The following is a 16,252-nucleotide window of genomic DNA, read 5'->3' on the forward strand; positions in this document are numbered from 1 at the left end:
CCGGGTGCCCGGGCGTCCCGGGCGTCCCGAGCGCTTCAGGTTTCCGGGTTTCCGAGCCTCTGGCCTTGCCCCTGACCTTGCCTCTGGCCTTCAGGGCTGTTTCGACCGTTTCAACCTATCACTTTCGATATGAGCTCTAACGAAAGTTAGCACCCCCGGGTCGCGAGAGCTTGACACTAACGCGAGCGCCAGTCATGTTAGTTATAGCTTCTAACGCACGCGAGTGCCTCTTTCGCTTGCGACTGCGTCCACAGGGAGATCGTCATGGAGGTCGTCATGGAAACCGCAGGAACCGCCGCACCCAAGGGCACCGCAGCCGGTACCCAGCTCGTCGAGGTCGTCCTGCCGGGCGTCGTGGAGCCCGAAGGGCTGCAGATCCGCCGCGGCGAGATACCGGTCCCGGGCGCCGGCCAGATCGTCGTGCGCATGGAGGCCACCGGCGTCTCCTTCGCGGAGCAGCAGATGCGCCGCGGCCGCTACTACGACCAGCCGCCGTTCCCCTTCGTCCCGGGCTACGACCTGGTCGGCACGGTGCTCACGGCCGGCGAGGGAGTCGCGCCCGGGCTCGTCGGCAAGCGGGTGGCGTCCCTGGTCAAGGTGGGCGGCTGGGCCAGTCACGTCGTGCTCGACGCGGCCGACGCCGTGGAGGTGCCGGCCGGTGTCGGCGCGGCGGAGGCCGAGACGCTGGTCGTCAACGGCATCACCGCCTGGCAGATGCTCCACCGCAAGGCCAGGGTGCGGCAGGGCGGGACGATCCTGGTGCACGGCGCCAACGGCGGGGTCGGCACGGTCCTCGTCCAGCTCGCGCGTGCGGCGGGCCTGCACGTCATCGGCACCGCCTCCGCCCGTCACCACGACGCGCTGCGGGACCTGGGCGTCACCCCGGTCGACTACCGCACCGAGGACGTCCCGGCCCGGGTCCGTGAACTGGCCCCAGGCGGCGTCGACGCCGTCTTCGACCACCTCGGTGGCCGCAGCGTCATCGACTCCTGGCAGCTCCTCGCCCCGGGCGGCACCCTGGTCGCCTACGGCAGCGCCACCACCCGGGACGACTCGGGCTCCAAGCAGTTGCCCGTCCTCAAGATCCTCGGCCGGGTGTGGCTGTGGAACGCGCTGCCCAACGGCCGGCACGCGGACTTCTTCAACGTCTGGGCGGGGCGCGCCCTCGGCAAGGACCGCTTCCGGGCCCGGCTGAGCGCCGACCTCACCCAGGTGTTCGAGTCCCTCCAACGCGGCGAGGTCACCGCCCGCATCGCCGCCCGGCTGCCCCTCACCCATGCCGCCGAGGCCCTGCGGCTCGCCGAGTCCGGGACGGTCGCCGGCAAGGTCGTGCTCGTCCCGGAGGACGGCGCCGACACATCGGCCGCCCAGGCACAGTGATAATCGTCAGCACCGCGGCAACCGTCGGCACAATGACGCCCGCCGGCTCAGCAACAGCCCTTCGCGAACGCCCCGTCGTCCGCGAAGGCGGGCCCGGGTCGAGGCAACGGCTCAAACGTCCCCTGGCCCACCGGAGGCCGCTACGGGAAGACCAGACCCACCCCATGGGCGAGTTGAGCGGCCGCATGCCGGAAGAACCGGTCTCGGTCCTCCACGACCCCCTTGAACTGGCCGAACAGTTCGAACCCGACCAGCCCGAAGAGCTGCGCCCACGCCGCGGCCATGGCGACGGCCACCTCCGGCGGGAGGCCCGGCACGAGCTCGTCGGCCATCCGGCGGGCCTCGGGCGCGAGCTCGGCCGGCACGGGGGTACGCGCCAGACCCCGTTGCTCGAACGCGTCGACCAGGATGCCGATCAGGACGAGGGCGACCCGGGCGGCCGGCTGGATGGTCGTGTCCGGGGCCGCGTAGCCGGGCACCGGCGAGCCGTAGATCAGCGCGTACTCGTGCGGATGCGCCAGCGCCCAGCCGCGTACCGCCTCGCACACGGTGACCCAGCGCCGCGCCGGGACGGCGCCGGCGGCCAGGGCGGTGGCGTGCGCGGCCTCGGCGGCCTCGCCGAGGGAGTCGTAGGCGTCGATGATCAGCGCGGTGAGCAGGTCGTCCCGGCTGGGGAAATAGCGGTAGAGCGCCGAGGAGACCATGCCGAGTTCGCGTGCGACGGCCCGCAGCGACAGCTTGGCCGCACCCTCGGCCGCGAGCTGTCTGCGCGCCTCGTCCTTGATGGCCGCGGTGACTTCCATCCTGGCTCGCGCGCGGGCGCCCTGTGCGGTGGTCATGGAAAGCAGTCTGCCACGCGCAGAGCGGTGCACACAGTTCGGAGCAGCGCACTCGAAATAGAGCACCGAACTCCTTTCGGTGCGCCGATCCCAAACAAGTGCGCCGCACAAAAAGGAGAGCACCGCTCTTGCTTTGGATCGCCGATCTCCCCCACACTGGAGTCAAGCGAGAGCACCGCTCTCCCAAACTGTGGGGGTCACCATGTCGACACACGTCCAGAAGCCCGGCTGGTTCACCGTCAACATCTTCAACCGGACCGTGTCCTGGCTCACCGGACGCGGCATCAGCATCTGGGGCTCCCGCGTCCTCGCCGTCCGCGGACGCAAGAGCGGGGAGTGGCGCACCACCCCCGTGAACCTGCTGACGGTGGACGGGCAGCAGTATCTGCTCGCGCCGCGCGGCCACGTCCAGTGGACCCACAACATGCGCGCAGCCGGCGGCGGCGAACTGCGGCTCGGCAAGAACGTGGACGTCTTCACCGCCACCGAGGTCGCCGACGACGACAAGGTCGAGCTGCTGCGGGCCTACCTGAAGCGCTGGAAGGCCGAGGTCGGCGTCTTCTTCAACGGGGTCGGCCCCGACTCGCCCGACACCGACCTGCGTCGCATCGCCCCCGACCACCCGGTCTTCCGAATCGCCGTCACGAAGTGACCGAACCCTCCGTGTCGGCGCCGTCCGCGCCGTCCGCGCCGTCCGGGCCGTCCACATCGTCCCCGTCCGCCCCGGCGGCCTTCTCCGCGGCCACCGGTTCCGGAGCCAGTGTGGTGAGGGCACGCTGGGCGAGCGGGTGGGAGCGGACGAGTTCGCCGAGCGAGGTCCGGCCCTGGGTGATCTCCTTGAACGCGCGCCAGGCCGGGCGGAAGCCGGTCAGGGCCGCGTGGAACAGGCCGGGCCTGCGCTCGAACACCGCGAGCATCCGCTTGCCGACGCTCATCTCGACGCCGAGGCCCGCCTTGACGGCGAAGGCGTAGTTCAGCGCCTGACGGCGGGTGTCCACGGCGTCGTGGGCCTCGGCGATCCGCACCGCCCACTCCCCCGCGAGCCGCCCCGAGCGCAGTGCGAAGGAGATGCCCTCGCGGGTCCACGGCTCAAGGAGGCCGGCCGCGTCACCACACACGAGCACCCGGCCGCGCGACAGCGGCGAGTCGTCGGCGCGGCAGCGGGTCAGGTGGCCGGAGGAGATGCTCGGTTCGAAGCCGGCGAGGCCGAGCCGGGCGACGAAGTCCTCCAAGTACCGTTTGGTGGCGGCGCCTTCGCCGCGCGCCGAGATCACGCCGACGGTCAGGGTGTCGCCCTTGGGGAAGACCCAGCCGTAACTGCCCGGCATCGGGCCCCAGTCGATGAGGACCCGTCCCTTCCAGTCCTCGGCGACCGTCTCCGGCACCGGGATCTCCGCCTCCAGGCCGAGGTCCACCTGGTCGACCTTCACGCCGACATGGGCGCCTATCCGGCTGGCGCTGCCGTCGGCGCCGACCACCGCGCGGGCCAGCAGGGTCTCGCCGCCCTGGAGGACGACGGCGACCGTGCGCCGGTCGGGAACGGCCGAGCCGTGCTGTTCGACGCGCTGCACGGCGGCGCCCGTGCGCAGTTCGGCGCCCGCCTTCTGGGCGTGCTCGACCAGCTGCTGGTCGAACTCGGGCCGGTTGATCAGCCCGAACATCATCTGCTTGGAGCGGCGGGTGCGGGTGAACCGTCCGTTGTTGGAGAAGGTGACCGCGTGCACCCGGTCCTTGAGGGGCAGCTCGAAGCCGGGCGGGAGCGCGTCGCGCGAGGGTCCGATGATGCCGCCGCCGCAGGTCTTGTAGCGGGGCAGCTCGGCTTTCTCCAGCAACAGCACGCGCCGTCCCGCGACCGCCGCCGCATAGGCCGCCGATGCCCCCGCGGGTCCCGCGCCCACCACGACGACGTCCCACACCCGCTGCACGTCGTCCGCCGAGGAATTCTCACCGCTCACGATGGTCCGCTGCTCCGATCAAGCCGTAGAAGCCGTAAGTGCTGTAGTTGCCGTAAGTGCCAAATGCCGTATCAAGCCGTAGGTGCCGTATCGACCCGTGGGTCAGGCCCTGTCCGTCCGTAGCCGGGCACCTACCACCTGTCCCCCCGCATCCTACGGCGGAGATCGCCGCAGGCCGCTGTGGGAGGATCGGTGTACTCACCAGTTCAACGTCGCACCCACGAGGAGCGTGCCCATGTCGTCCAATCCGGTCGCCGAGACCGTCGCCGCCCTGCTGCCCAGGGCGAGGGCGGAGCTCGCCGAGCTGGTGGCCTTCAAGTCGGTGGCGGACTTCGCCCAGTTCCCGAGGAGCGAGAGCGAGGGCGCCGCGAACTGGGTCGCCGACGCGCTGCGCGCCGAGGACTTCGTGGACGTCGCCGTACTGGACACCCCGGACGGCACGCAGTCGGTGTACGGCTACCTGCCTGGGCCGGAAGGTGCCAAAACGGTCCTGCTGTACGCGCACTACGATGTGCAGCCGCCGCTGGACGAGGCCGCCTGGACCTCCCCGCCGTTCGAGCTGACCGAGCGGGACGGCCGCTGGTACGGGCGCGGTGCCGCCGACTGCAAGGGCGGCGTGATCATGCACCTGCTGGCGCTGCGTGCACTGAAGGCGAACGGCGGCGTCCCGGTCAACGTCAAGGTGATCGCCGAGGGTTCCGAGGAGATGGGCACCGGCGGCCTGGAGCAGTACGCCGAGCAGCACCCCGACCTGCTTACGGCGGACACGATCGTCATCGGCGACACGGGCAACTTCCGGGTCGGCCTGCCGACGGTGACCACGACCCTGCGCGGCATGGCCATGATCCGGGTCCAGATCGACACGCTTCAGGGCAATCTGCACTCCGGGCAGTTCGGCGGTGCCGCCCCGGACGCGCTGGCCGCGCTGATCCGGGTGCTGGACTCGCTGCGCGCCGAGGACGGTTCGACGACGGTCGAAGGGCTCGCGCCGGAGTCGGGCTGGGCGGGGCTGGAGTACGAGGAGGAGCAGTTCCGCAAGGACGCCAAGGTGCTGGACGGCGTCGGGCTGATCGGTGACGGCTCGGTCGCGGACCGCGTCTGGGCGCGTCCGGCGGTCACGGTGCTCGGCATCGACTGTCCGCCCGTGGTCGGCGCGACCCCGTCGGTGCAGGCGAGCGCCCGTGCCCTGGTCAGCCTGCGGGTGCCGCCGGGCGTGGACGCGGCCGAGGCGAGCAAGCTGCTCCAGGCCCATGTGGAGGCGCACACGCCGTGGGGTGCCCGGGTGCGGACGGAGACGGTCGGCCAGGGGCAGCCGTTCCGCGCCGACACCACCAGCCCGGCGTACCAGGCGATGGCCGACGCGATGGCGGTCGCCTACCCGGGCGAGACGATGCAGTACGCCGGTCAGGGCGGCTCCATCCCGCTGTGCAACACCCTGGCGAGCCTCTACCCGCACGCCGAGATCCTGCTGATCGGTCTGAGCGAGCCGGAGGCGCAGATCCACGCGGTCAACGAGAGCGTGTCTCCCGAGGAACTGGAGCGCCTGTCGGTGGCCGAGGCGCTGTTCCTGCGGAACTACGCGGCGGGCTGAACCGCTCTGCCGACGGCAGAGGGCCCTCGTCCGCGGACGGGGGCCCTCCTACGGTCGGGGCATGGACGTCATCGAACTGCTCCCCCGGCTGCACCTGCTGCGCTTCCCGGTCGGCCAGGCCTACCTCTGGCACGACCCGGACGCCGGCGCCTCGACGCTGATCGACGCCGGCCCGCCCGGCTCGGGCCGGCCCATCGCCGACGCGCTCACCGCGCTGGGCCGGTCCCCTTCGTCGGTACGCCGGATCGTCCTCACCCATTTCCACGAGGATCACGTCGGCGGGGCGGCGGAGTTCGCCGCCCTGAGCGGAGCCGAAGTGCTGGCCCACCGCCTGGACGCACCGGTGATCCGGGGTGAGATCCCGGGCCCGCCGCCGGTGTTCGAGGAGTGGGAGCAGCCGATCCGGGCCGAGGTCGCGAAACTGCTGCCGGCCGGCGAGCCGGTCCCCCCGGACGAGGTGACGGAGTTGTCCGACGGTGACGTCCTGGACTTCGGCGGCGGCGCCCGGGTCGTCCACGCCCCAGGCCACACCGACGGCAGCATCGCGCTCCATCTCCCCGCGCACGGTGTGCTGTTCACCGGGGACGCGGTGGCGGTGTCCCCGGTCACCGGTTCGGTGATCCTCGGGGTGTTCAACCTCGACCGGGCCCGGGCCGTCGCGTCCTTCGGGCGGCTGGCCGATCTGGACGCGGAGGTGGCTTGTTTCGGCCATGGTGATCCGGTGACCGCGAAGGCATCCCGGGTGCTGCGGAAATCCGCGGACACCTACGGGCCGCCGCGCTGACCATGGGGACATGGCCGACACCGCGTGCCGTATCGCCGCCCACGCCGACGTCGCTGCCTCGGCGGACGGTCGGAGGACGTCAACCGACCGGGATGCCGGCCTCCAGATAGAGCGCGGCACCGCGCTCGCGGGCCCGCAGCGCCCAGCGCAGCCGTTCGTAGCGCACCGGGGGCAGCATCTCGGCGGCCTCCTGTTCGGTGACGAAGCGCCAGCCGCGCAGTTCGGGTCCCGGCAGTACCAGCCGTCCGGCCTCGGCGGAGTCCAGCCGACCGCCGTCGAAGAGCAGCCGCAGGCCTCCGTAGCGGGGCGGTACGGGCTGCTCCCAGTCGACGACCAGCAGCCTCGGCACCTTCTCCAGCCGGATCCCGGTCTCCTCCTCGACCTCACGCACGCCCGCCTGCGCAGGGGCCTCGCCGGGCTCGACGACACCGCCGGGGAACTCCCAGCCGGCCTTGTAGGTGGGGTCGACCAGCAGGACGCGGTCCGCCTCGTCGAAGAGGAGCACCCCGGCCGCGAGGGTCTCGGCGGTGGGTTCCGGGGTCTGCACGATGGCGCAGACGGGCGCGGTGCCGGTGCCGACGGCGTCGGCGATGTACACGGCCGTCTCGTACGGAGTGAGGGCGCTGGTGTCGACGAGATGGGCGTCGGCGCCGATCCAGGAGGCGAGGGCGGCGCGGTAGGGCTCGATCTGCTCGTACGACCACTGCCGGACGCGTATCTCGCCGTCGGGCAGGTCGGGCGGGATCTCCCGCCCGGCTATTCGCTCGCGCAGGATCGTTTCGGCCGGGGTGAGGCACAGGTGCCGGACGGTGATCCGGCGGGCGGCGAGGCCCCCGAAGATCTCGTCGCGGTACTCCTGGCGCAGCAACGTCATGGGAACCACCAGGGTCCCGCCCAGCTCGGCCAGCATGGCGGCCGCCGTGTCGATCACCAGTCGTCGCCAGATCGGCAGGTCCTGGAAGTCGCCGACCTCGGCGAGGTGCTTGGCCGGTAGCAGGTGTGTCAGTGCCCCGCCGATGATCTCGGGGTCGAAGAGCGTGCTGTTCGGGATCAGTTCGATCAGTTCACGTGCGGTGGTGCTCTTGCCCGCACCGAACGCGCCGTTGACCCAGACGATCACGGACTTCCCCCTCTTCTGTTGGCCCCCTGAGGCTTGCCCGCTCCACACTGCCACGGAAACCAGTTCCCGTTGAGGGCGCGCAGAACGGAGTGCCGGTGCTCCCTCGCGGAACACCGGCACCGTCGTTCGCTCCAGCCCCGCCGGGCTACTCCTGGCCCAGGAAATCCCGATCGGTCTGGAAGCTGTCCGCGCCCACGAGATGGCCGACGTGCTCCAGAGTGTTCGAGACGTGCAGGTCGTCGAGCGGGCCGTCGTCGGCGGCGTGCGACGGGGTGATGGCGGCCACGACGAATCCGGTGGCCAGGGTGGCGATGGCGAGCATGCTGCGCTTCTTCATGCCCGTTTCAACTGCGCGGGCGGCCCGGGGTCACGGGCGGACCCACGAGGGGAGCAACGCGGCACGTCGGCACGGAAACCGGGCTGCCTGGAGGATCGCGGCGCGGCTGACGTCGGGAAGCCCGAACCGCCGCCCGCACAGAAAGCCGTACGCCATGACCAGCCCCCGACCGACGCCGGCATGGCGCGCCCGCCCGCCCGTGCAGCCGATCTTCCACCCGGTGCGGCCCTGCGCCATCGTCGCGCCAGGACATCGGATGTCCGGGCCAGGTCCCCACAGGTCGGACCCAGACATCCCACAGTCTCTCTCGGCGTCGCCAATCAACACAACCCAACGGACAGGACAGCGCTTCGGCCCCAACCAGCCTTGCAACCAGGCCAATAGTGAACCCGGAGCAACCTTCACCGCTTCCCTTCCAACACAGCCCAACAGCTCCTACCATAAGCGCGCACCGATGACGCCCACATCCCGTCATCCCACCTTTCGCGAGTCGAGGAGCGTAACGATGCGTCACCCTCACACCCGCACAACCCGCCGAAGAGTGGTCGGAGCACTGACCGCGGCACTGCTGTGTACGGCGGGCCTCGCCGCACCCGCGGCCGCCGGCGGGTCATCCGGCTCGCCCGCCCCCGCCGACGGTCTCGCCCTCACCCCGCCGATGGGCTTCAACAACTGGAACTCCACGCACTGCGGCACGGACTTCGACGAGGCGATGGTCGAGGGCATCGCGGACCTCTTCGTGGCGAAGGGCCTGAAGGACGCCGGCTACCGGTACGTCAACCTCGACGACTGCTGGGCCCTGCCGAGCCGCGACGCGGACGGCAAGCTGGTCCCGGACCCGGCCCGGTTCCCGCACGGCATCAAGGCGGTCGCCGACTACGTGCACGCCAAGGGCCTCAAGCTCGGCATCTACACCAGCGCGGGCACCAAGACCTGCAACGACGCGGGCTTCCCGGGCGCCCTCGGCCATGAGTACAGCGACGCCCAGCAGTTCGCCGACTGGGGTGTCGACTATCTCAAGTACGACAACTGCAACAACCAGGGCGTCGACGCCAAGCAGCGCTACCTCACCATGCGGGACGCGCTGAAGGCGACCGGGCGGCCCATCGTCTACAGCATCTGCGAATGGGGCGAGAACAAGCCCTGGGAGTGGGCTTCGGACGTGGGCCAGCTGTGGCGTACCACCGGGGACATCAGCGACAGCTGGGGCTCGATGGTGTCGATCCTGAAGCAGAACCTGCCGCTCGCGCCCTACGCGGGCCCCGGGCACTGGAACGACCCGGACATGCTGGAGGTCGGCAACGGCGGCATGACCGACACCGAGTACCGCTCGCACTTCTCGATGTGGTCGATGATGGCCGCCCCGCTGCTCATCGGCACCGACCTGCGCAAGGCCTCCCCGGCGACCTTCGACATCCTGGACAACAGGGAGGTCATCGCCGTCGACCAGGACCCGCTCGGCAAGCAGGGCACGGTGGTCTCCTCGGCCGGCGGACGCTGGGTCGTCGCCAAGGAGATGCAGGACGGCAGCCGCGCGGTCGCCCTCTTCAACGAGTCCGGCTCCCCCCAGCGCATCGCGACCACCGCACAGGCGGTCGGCCTCCCGAACGCGCCCGCCTACACCCTGCGCGACCTGTGGCGGCACCGGAGCTACAACACCGCGGGCGCCCTCTCCGCGGTCGTCCCGGCGCACGGCACCGTCCTGGTCCGGGTCGCCACCGACCGGCGCTGGGCGGCCAACCCGCCGGCCGTCGAACTCGGTCTGAACGGAAGCCGGTTCATCGAGCCGGGCAGCACAGCCGCGCTCACCACGTCCGTCACCGACCTCGGCCGCACGACGGCCCGCAAGGTCTCCGTGTCGCTCACCGGCCCGCACGGCTGGACCGTCACCCCGACCTCGCCGACCAGGACCGCGGCACTGCCGACGGGCCGTGCCCTGCGCACCGGCTGGAAGGTGACCGCTCCCGCCGGGACACCGAAGGGGTCCTACGACCTCGGGCTCCGGGCGAGCTACCGGTCGCCGGCCGGAGTGCGCGCCGAGAGCACGATGACGATCACGATGACCGTCGCGGACCCGCCGCCCGCCGGAAGCTCCTATCTCAGCGACCTTCCCTGGCTGTCGGCCGACAACGGCTGGGGACCCGTGGAGCGCGACACCAGCAACGGGGAGACCGCCGCGGGCGACGGGCATCCGATCACCGTCGGCGGGGTGGTGTACGCCAAGGGGCTCGGCACCCATGCCCAGAGCCAGGTCGACTACTACACCGGCAAGGCGTGCGAGAAGGTCACCGCCGAGGTCGGCGTGGACGACGAGGAAGGCGCCGCCGGGAGCGTCTCCTTCGAGGTCTGGGCGGACGGCACGAAGGTCGCCTCGACCGGCGTACTGACCACGGACATGGCGGCCCAGCCGCTCACCGCCGACGTCACCGGCGCCGAGGTGGTCAGCCTCGTCGTCACCGCCGGCGGGAACGGCATCACCTCCGACCACGGCGACTGGGCGGACGCGCGGATCACCTGCTGACGTCCCGCGCGTCGCACGTTCCCGACCGGCCGTTCCCCGACCGGCCCGGTCGGCCGGACCTGAACCCCGGCCGACCGGGCCTGAACGTTACTGCTCAAACACGCGGCTGCCTCAGACCCCCGCCGCCGTCGCGTCCGTGCCCATCTGTGCCAGCGCGGCCGCCGCTGCGCCCACCAGGCCCGCGTCCGTGCCCATCTGGGCCGGCACGACCGTCAGGCGCTGTACGAAGGAGAGGGTCGCGTAGTCGGTGAGGGCCTTGCGCAGGGGCGTGAAGAGGATGTCCCCCGCCTTGCCCACCCCGCCGCCGATCACCGCGATGTCGATCTCGACCAGGGTCGCGGTGGCCGCGATCCCGGCCGCCAGCGCCTGCGCGGCCCGCTCGAAGGACGCCACCGCGACCGGGTCGCCGGTCCGGGCCGCGGCCGCGACCGCCGCCGCCGAGGTGTCGCCGTCGGGACCCGGCTGCCAGCCGCCCTCCAGCGCGCGCCGGGCGATGTTGGGCCCGCTCGCGATGCGTTCCACGCAGCCGCGCGATCCGCAGGGGCAGGGGTCCCCGTCGAGGTCGACGCTGATGTGCCCGATGTGGCCCGCGTTGCCGGTCGGCCCGGGGTGCAGCCTGCCGCCGAGCACCAGGCCGCCGCCGACACCCGTCGACACCACCATGCACAGCGCGTTGTCGTGGCCGCGGGCCGCGCCCTGCCAGTGTTCGGCGGCCGTGATGGCGACGCCGTCGCCGATCAGCTCGACCGGCAGCCCGCCGGCGGCCGCGCGCACCCGCTCCACGAGCGGGAAGTCCCGCCAGCCCGGCACGTTGACCGGGCTCACGGTGCCGGCGGAGGCGTCCACCGGGCCCGCGCTGCCGATCCCGAGCGAGCCGGCCCTTCCCCACAGGGGTGAAGCGGCGAGTTCGCCGACCACCTCCTCGACGGCCCCCATGACCGTCTCGCCGTCCTGCTGGGCGGGCGTCGCGCGCTGGGCGCGCGCCTGGATCCGTCCGTGGCGGTCCACCAGTGCGCCGGCGATCTTGGTGCCGCCGATGTCGAGGGCCGCCACGAGGTCGGTGTGCATCAGAGTCAGATCTCCCCGTCAACCATGAGTAACCGAGTGAAAGGCAGCCGTCCAGCGGTGGGGGCGCGGGCCGGAGATTGCGGTGGACAGTCTCCCTCGCATCTGACAACGTTGTCCAGGCTCTATGCTCGACGCCACATCCTCATACAAACCCATGGACCTGTGCATCCCCCGTGGACAACAGGAATCCCACCGTGGACGACAGGACAGGACGCCGCATCGTGCCCGAGACCTCCCGCCGCGCAGACCGTCTTCCCGGCTCCCGTTACGGGACCCGGCCGACGATGAAGGACGTGGCTGCGCGCGCCGGTGTCGGTCTCAAGACGGTGTCCCGGGTGGTCAACGGCGAGCCCGGGGTGACCCCGGACACCGAGCGCCGGGTCCAGGAGGCGATCGACGCGCTCGGCTTCCGCCGCAACGACAGCGCGCGGGTGCTGCGCAAGGGCCGTACCGCGAGCATCGGGCTCGTCCTGGAGGACCTCGCCGACCCGTTCTACGGCCCGCTCAGCCGTGCCGTCGAGGAGGTGGCCCGGGCCCATGGCGCGCTGCTGATCAACGGGTCCAGCGCCGAGGACCCGGACCGGGAGCAGGAGTTGGCGCTCGCGCTGTGCGCGCGGCGGGTGGACGGTCTGGTGGTGATCCCGGCCGGGGACGACCACCGCTACCTGGAGCCGGAGATCAGAGCAGGCGTGGCCACGGTGTTCGTGGACCGCCCGGCCGGGAGGATCGACGCCGACGTGGTCCTGTCCGACAACTACGGCGGGGCCCGCGACGGGGTCGCCCATCTGATCGCCCACGGCCACCAGCGGATCGGCTTCATCGGCGACATGCCCCGCATCCACACGGCGGCCGAGCGGCTGCGCGGTTACCGGGCCGCGATGGAGGACGCCGGGATATCCGTCGAGCCGGCGTGGACCTCCCTCGGCATGACGGACCCGGAGCGGGTGCGCCGGGCCGCCGAGGAGATGCTGTCCGGGCCCGCCCCGGTCACCGCGATCTTCACGGGCAACAACCGGGTGACCGTCACCGTGATCCGGCTCCTCGCCGAGCGGACCCGCCCGGTCGCGCTCGTCGGCTTCGACGACATCGAGCTGGCCGATCTGCTGCACCCGGGCCTCACGGTCGTCGCCCAGGACGCGGCCCTGCTCGGCCGTACGGCCGCCGAGCGGCTCTTCCGTCAGCTGGACGGAACTCTCCTGGCACCCGAGCGCATCGAGCTGCCGACCCGGCTGGTCACCCGCGGCTCGGGCGAGCTGCCGCCTTCGGAGTGAGCTCGGGCATGACCGGCCGTACGCTCACGGAACTGGGCCTCGACCAGGCACCGCGCGACCATCCGCTGACCTACCCCGGCATCTGGCCCGCGGACTCCGGACTCCTCGACGGCGACCGGCTGGTGCCGCTGGACCGGCTGGTGCACGACGACGGCCGGGTACCGGTGCTCGCGGTCGGCTCCAACGCCTCTCCCGCCCAACTCCAGCACAAGATGGCCGAGTCCGGGGTGTCCGGGCCGATCCCCATGGTGCGCACCCGGGTGACCGGGCTCGACGTGGGCGTCTCCGCGCACGTCAGCCGGCTCGGCTACGTCTCGGCGTCCCCGGTCCGATCCCCCGCGACGGTACGGGAGTTGTTCGTCGTCTGGCTGGACCGGCACCAGCTGGAGGTGATCGACGCGAGCGAGGGCGTACCGCTGCCGGGCGGCAACTTCGGCCGGGCCTGGCTGCCCGTCCCGGACGTACGCGTCGACCTGGCGGACGGCACGACACTGAACGGCGTGCACGCCTACGTCAACCGGCACGGCGTCCTGCACGACGGCACCGGCATCCCTCGCCGCCACCCCGGCGAGCGTGCCCTCCTCACCGGACTCCTCGCGGAATCAGGCGAGTTGAGGAGTCTGTTCGGTGCCACGCCCGAGGAGTTCTGTGCCCGTGCGCGGGCCGACGCCGACCTGTGCCGGCGGGGCACCCGGCTGTTCGCCGAGCGGCAGTGGGCGGTCGCGTCGGGCCTGGAGCGGTACCTCCGCGCTCGGCGGACGGAAAGTCCGGGGACCGGCTCGCCGTTGTCGCCGCCCTTGAATTAGACGTCTGACGTTGGTTCACCTGCCGTGGACTCCCGGCGGCCCGGATACGCCGGCCGCTACTTGCCTGAGGCCGTCAGATCGCCGCGCCGGGGTGCCGCGAACCCCTCCAGATCGGCGCGGGTCAGCCCGGTCAGCCGGGCCACCTCGGCGATGTCGAGGGCGCCGCAGTCCAGGCCGCGCAGCAGATACCCGCCGAGGGCCTTGGCGGTGGCGGGCTCGTCCATGACGTCACCGCCGGCGCGGTTGGCGTACCGGGCGAGCCGGGCGGCGGCCTGCTCGAAGCCCTCGCGGTAGAAGGCGAACACGGCCGCGTACCGGGTCGGGATGTGGCCGGGGTGCATGTCCCAGCCCTGGTAGTAGGCGCGGGCCAGGGCGCGCCGGGTGAGTCCGTAGTGCAGCCGCCAGGCGTCGTGCACCTTCGCGGTGGGGCCGACCGGCAGCACGTTGGTGGACCCGTCCGACACGCGTACGCCGGTACCGGCGGCCGCGACCTGCATGACCGCCTTGGCGTGGTCGGCGGCCGGGTGGTCGCTGGCCTGGTAGGCGGCGGAGACGCCGAGGCAGGCGCTGTAGTCGAAGGTGCCGTAGTGCAGTCCGGTGGCGCGGCCCTCGGCGGCCTGGATCATCCGGGCGACGGTGGCGGTGCCGTCGGTGGCGAGGATGGACTGGCTGGTCTCGATCTGGATCTCGAAGCCGATCCGGCCCGCCTCCAGGCCGTGCGCCTTCTCGAAGGCCTCCAGGAGCCGGGCCATCGCGGTGACCTGCTCGGGGTAGGTCACCTTCGGCAGGGTCAGCACCAGGCCCCCGGGCAGCCCGCCGGCCGCCATCAGCCCGGTGAGGAAGATGTCGAGGGTGCGGATGCCCCGGTCGCGCACCGCGGCCTCCATGCACTTCATCCGGATGCCCATGTACGGCGCCGCCGTCCCTTCGGCATACGCCTCGGCGATCAGCCGCGCCGCCCGGGCCGCCGCCTCGTCCTCCTCGGCGTCGGGGCGGGGGCCGTAGCCGTCCTCGAAGTCGACGCGCAGGTCCTCGATCGGCTCGCGCTCCAGTTTGGCGCGGACCCGGGAGTGAACGGGCTCGGCGAGTTCGTCGGACAGGCCGAGGACGGCGGCGAAGGAGGCGGCGTCGGGGGCGTGTTCGTCGAGGGCGGCGAGGGCCCGGTCGCCCCAGGAGCGGACGGTGTCCGCGGCGAAGGCGTCGCCGGGGACGTACACGGTGTGGACGGGCTGGCGAGTGCCGGGGTCGCCCGGGTAGCGGCGCTCCAGTTCGGCGTCGACCGGCGCGAGGGAAGCGCTGATCTCCTCGCTGACGGCGCCCGCGAGACTCGTCGCCACCTTCTGCTGCTGGCCCTGGCCCATCCCACACCCTCCTGTTTTCCACTGTACGGAATCAACAATCCGTTGAATGAAGTTATCCGGGTGCCTTCGGGATGGTCAACACCATGTCCACCGTGCGACACGCCCCCAACTGGGCATGTTCACGCTCGACTCACACCTGGGTAGCACACTCTCTGCGCAGGACTCGCCTTACGCACGCCTCGTCCGGCCGTCGCCACCGAAGGAGCCCCCGTGCCGAACCAGCGCCGAGTCACCCGCCGCCTGGGACTGAAGGTCCTGCTGGCCGCGGCGGTCACCGTGCCCCTCTCCAGTGCCGCGATCTCCGCCTCGTCCGCCTCCTCCAGGCCGTCCGCCACTCTGCGGGCCGGGCGGGCGGCTCCTTCGGCTCCGCCGCGGCGCGCGCCCCGGCTCAACGTCATGACCTTCAACCTGCGGTACGCCAGCACCGCCGAGCCCAACAGCTGGGCCGACCGCCGGCCCGTGATGCGCGAACTGCTGCACCGCGCGCACCCCCAGGTCATCGGCACCCAGGAAGGCCTCTACCAGCAGCTGCGCGACATCGACACCGACCTCGGACCGCACTACGACTGGATCGGCACCGGCCGCCAGGGCGGCAGCCGGGACGAGTCCACGGCGATCTACTACGACATCCGGCGGCTGGCCCCTCTGGAGCACTACACCTTCTGGCTCTCCGACACCCCGGAGGTCATCCGCTCCAACACCTGGAACGCCGCCTTCCCCCGCATCGTCACCTGGATCCGCTTCCGCGATCTCGCCGACGACGGCCGGGAGTTCTACGTCGCCAACACCCACTTCGACCAGAAGAGCCAGTACGCCCGCGAGCGCAGTGCGACCCTGCTCACCCAGCGGATCGCGGAGTTCGACCCCGCGCTGCCGGTCGTGGTGACCGGCGACTTCAACGCCGCCGCGCACAAGAACCCGGCCTACGACACCCTGGTGGACTCGGGGCTCGTGGACACCTGGGAGGCGGCCGAGCGGCGCGGCACCCTGTACGGCACCTTCCACGGCTACCACCGGCTCAAGCAGGACGGCGACCGTATCGACTGGATCCTGGCCTCGCCGGGTGTGACCACGCACCGGGCGACGATCGACACCTTCTCGATGCACGGCCAGTTCCCCAGCGACCATCTGCCCGTGCAGGCCTCCGTGAGCCTGCGCTGACACCACGAGGCCCCCGTGACCGGTGTCGGTCACGGGGGCCTCGGACAGCCTGGCGGTG

At 71.8% G+C, this 16,252-nt stretch carries 14 protein-coding genes; 8 read left to right on the forward strand and 6 right to left on the reverse strand.

Annotated elements, in window-relative coordinates:
* The first annotated feature begins 276 nt into the window (after nucleotides 1-276).
* Complete coding sequence (locus tag ACGFZQ_RS33610) at nucleotides 277-1,380, forward strand: medium chain dehydrogenase/reductase family protein (protein ID WP_393843507.1); 1,104 nt, start codon at nucleotides 277-279, stop codon at nucleotides 1,378-1,380.
* A gap of 140 nt (nucleotides 1,381-1,520) precedes the next feature.
* Here the strand turns inward: ACGFZQ_RS33610 and ACGFZQ_RS33615 are convergent, their stop codons facing one another.
* Nucleotides 1,521-2,219: a TetR/AcrR family transcriptional regulator gene (locus ACGFZQ_RS33615; protein WP_393843508.1), complete on the reverse strand. Its 699-nt coding sequence runs from the start codon at nucleotides 2,217-2,219 to the stop codon at nucleotides 1,521-1,523.
* Between the two features lie 202 nt (nucleotides 2,220-2,421).
* Between ACGFZQ_RS33615 and ACGFZQ_RS33620 the strand changes: the two genes are divergently transcribed.
* Nucleotides 2,422-2,871, forward strand: a complete 450-nt coding sequence (locus tag ACGFZQ_RS33620) for a nitroreductase family deazaflavin-dependent oxidoreductase (RefSeq protein WP_351742587.1) — start codon at nucleotides 2,422-2,424, stop codon at nucleotides 2,869-2,871.
* On the opposite strand, the gene ACGFZQ_RS33625 is transcribed toward ACGFZQ_RS33620, so the two are convergent.
* Nucleotides 2,861-4,174, reverse strand: coding sequence for a geranylgeranyl reductase family protein (locus tag ACGFZQ_RS33625; protein WP_393843509.1), 1,314 nt, complete (start codon nucleotides 4,172-4,174; stop codon nucleotides 2,861-2,863). The two genes, ACGFZQ_RS33620 and ACGFZQ_RS33625, sit on opposite strands and share 11 nt — an antisense overlap.
* 235 nt (nucleotides 4,175-4,409) lie before the next feature.
* Between ACGFZQ_RS33625 and ACGFZQ_RS33630 the strand changes: the two genes are divergently transcribed.
* Nucleotides 4,410-5,765 carry a dipeptidase gene (locus tag ACGFZQ_RS33630; RefSeq protein WP_393843510.1) on the forward strand — a complete coding sequence of 452 codons (1,356 nt, stop codon included), beginning with the start codon at nucleotides 4,410-4,412 and terminating at the stop codon, nucleotides 5,763-5,765.
* Nucleotides 5,766-5,826: 61 nt separating this feature from the next.
* Nucleotides 5,827-6,549 (forward strand): MBL fold metallo-hydrolase, encoded by a 723-nt coding sequence (locus ACGFZQ_RS33635; protein WP_393843511.1) that lies wholly within the window; start codon nucleotides 5,827-5,829, stop codon nucleotides 6,547-6,549.
* Nucleotides 6,550-6,628: 79 nt separating this feature from the next.
* On the opposite strand, the gene ACGFZQ_RS33640 is transcribed toward ACGFZQ_RS33635, so the two are convergent.
* Complete coding sequence (locus ACGFZQ_RS33640) at nucleotides 6,629-7,669, reverse strand: NUDIX domain-containing protein (protein ID WP_393843512.1); 1,041 nt, start codon at nucleotides 7,667-7,669, stop codon at nucleotides 6,629-6,631.
* Nucleotides 7,670-7,814: 145 nt separating this feature from the next.
* A complete protein-coding gene (locus ACGFZQ_RS33645; protein WP_393843513.1) occupies nucleotides 7,815-8,006 on the reverse strand; it encodes a hypothetical protein in 192 nt (63 codons plus the stop codon).
* Between the two features lie 505 nt (nucleotides 8,007-8,511).
* On the opposite strand from ACGFZQ_RS33645, the gene ACGFZQ_RS33650 reads away from it, so the two are divergent.
* Nucleotides 8,512-10,527 carry an NPCBM/NEW2 domain-containing protein gene (locus tag ACGFZQ_RS33650; protein ID WP_393843514.1) on the forward strand — a complete coding sequence of 672 codons (2,016 nt, stop codon included), beginning with the start codon at nucleotides 8,512-8,514 and terminating at the stop codon, nucleotides 10,525-10,527.
* 111 nt (nucleotides 10,528-10,638) lie between these two features.
* On the opposite strand, the gene ACGFZQ_RS33655 is transcribed toward ACGFZQ_RS33650, so the two are convergent.
* Nucleotides 10,639-11,595, reverse strand: a complete 957-nt coding sequence (locus tag ACGFZQ_RS33655) for an ROK family protein (protein WP_393843515.1) — start codon at nucleotides 11,593-11,595, stop codon at nucleotides 10,639-10,641.
* 221 nt (nucleotides 11,596-11,816) lie between these two features.
* Here ACGFZQ_RS33655 and ACGFZQ_RS33660 point away from each other — a divergent pair, with 221 nt between their 5' ends.
* A complete protein-coding gene (locus ACGFZQ_RS33660; RefSeq protein ID WP_393843657.1) occupies nucleotides 11,817-12,866 on the forward strand; it encodes a LacI family DNA-binding transcriptional regulator in 1,050 nt (349 codons plus the stop codon).
* A gap of 8 nt (nucleotides 12,867-12,874) precedes the next feature.
* Nucleotides 12,875-13,672, forward strand: a complete 798-nt coding sequence (locus ACGFZQ_RS33665; RefSeq protein WP_393843516.1) for a hypothetical protein — start codon at nucleotides 12,875-12,877, stop codon at nucleotides 13,670-13,672.
* Between the two features lie 56 nt (nucleotides 13,673-13,728).
* Here ACGFZQ_RS33665 and ACGFZQ_RS33670 read toward each other — a convergent pair whose 3' ends face one another.
* On the reverse strand, nucleotides 13,729-15,033 hold the full coding sequence (locus ACGFZQ_RS33670; protein ID WP_393843517.1) for a DUF6986 family protein: 1,305 nt from the start codon (nucleotides 15,031-15,033) through the stop codon (nucleotides 13,729-13,731).
* A gap of 210 nt (nucleotides 15,034-15,243) precedes the next feature.
* Here ACGFZQ_RS33670 and ACGFZQ_RS33675 point away from each other — a divergent pair, with 210 nt between their 5' ends.
* Complete coding sequence (locus ACGFZQ_RS33675) at nucleotides 15,244-16,194, forward strand: endonuclease/exonuclease/phosphatase family protein (protein ID WP_393843518.1); 951 nt, start codon at nucleotides 15,244-15,246, stop codon at nucleotides 16,192-16,194.
* The last annotated feature ends 58 nt before the right edge of the window (nucleotides 16,195-16,252 follow it).

The sequence above is a fragment of the Streptomyces sp. NPDC048254 genome (genome assembly GCF_043201895.1).
Classification (GTDB): domain Bacteria; phylum Actinomycetota; class Actinomycetes; order Streptomycetales; family Streptomycetaceae; genus Streptomyces.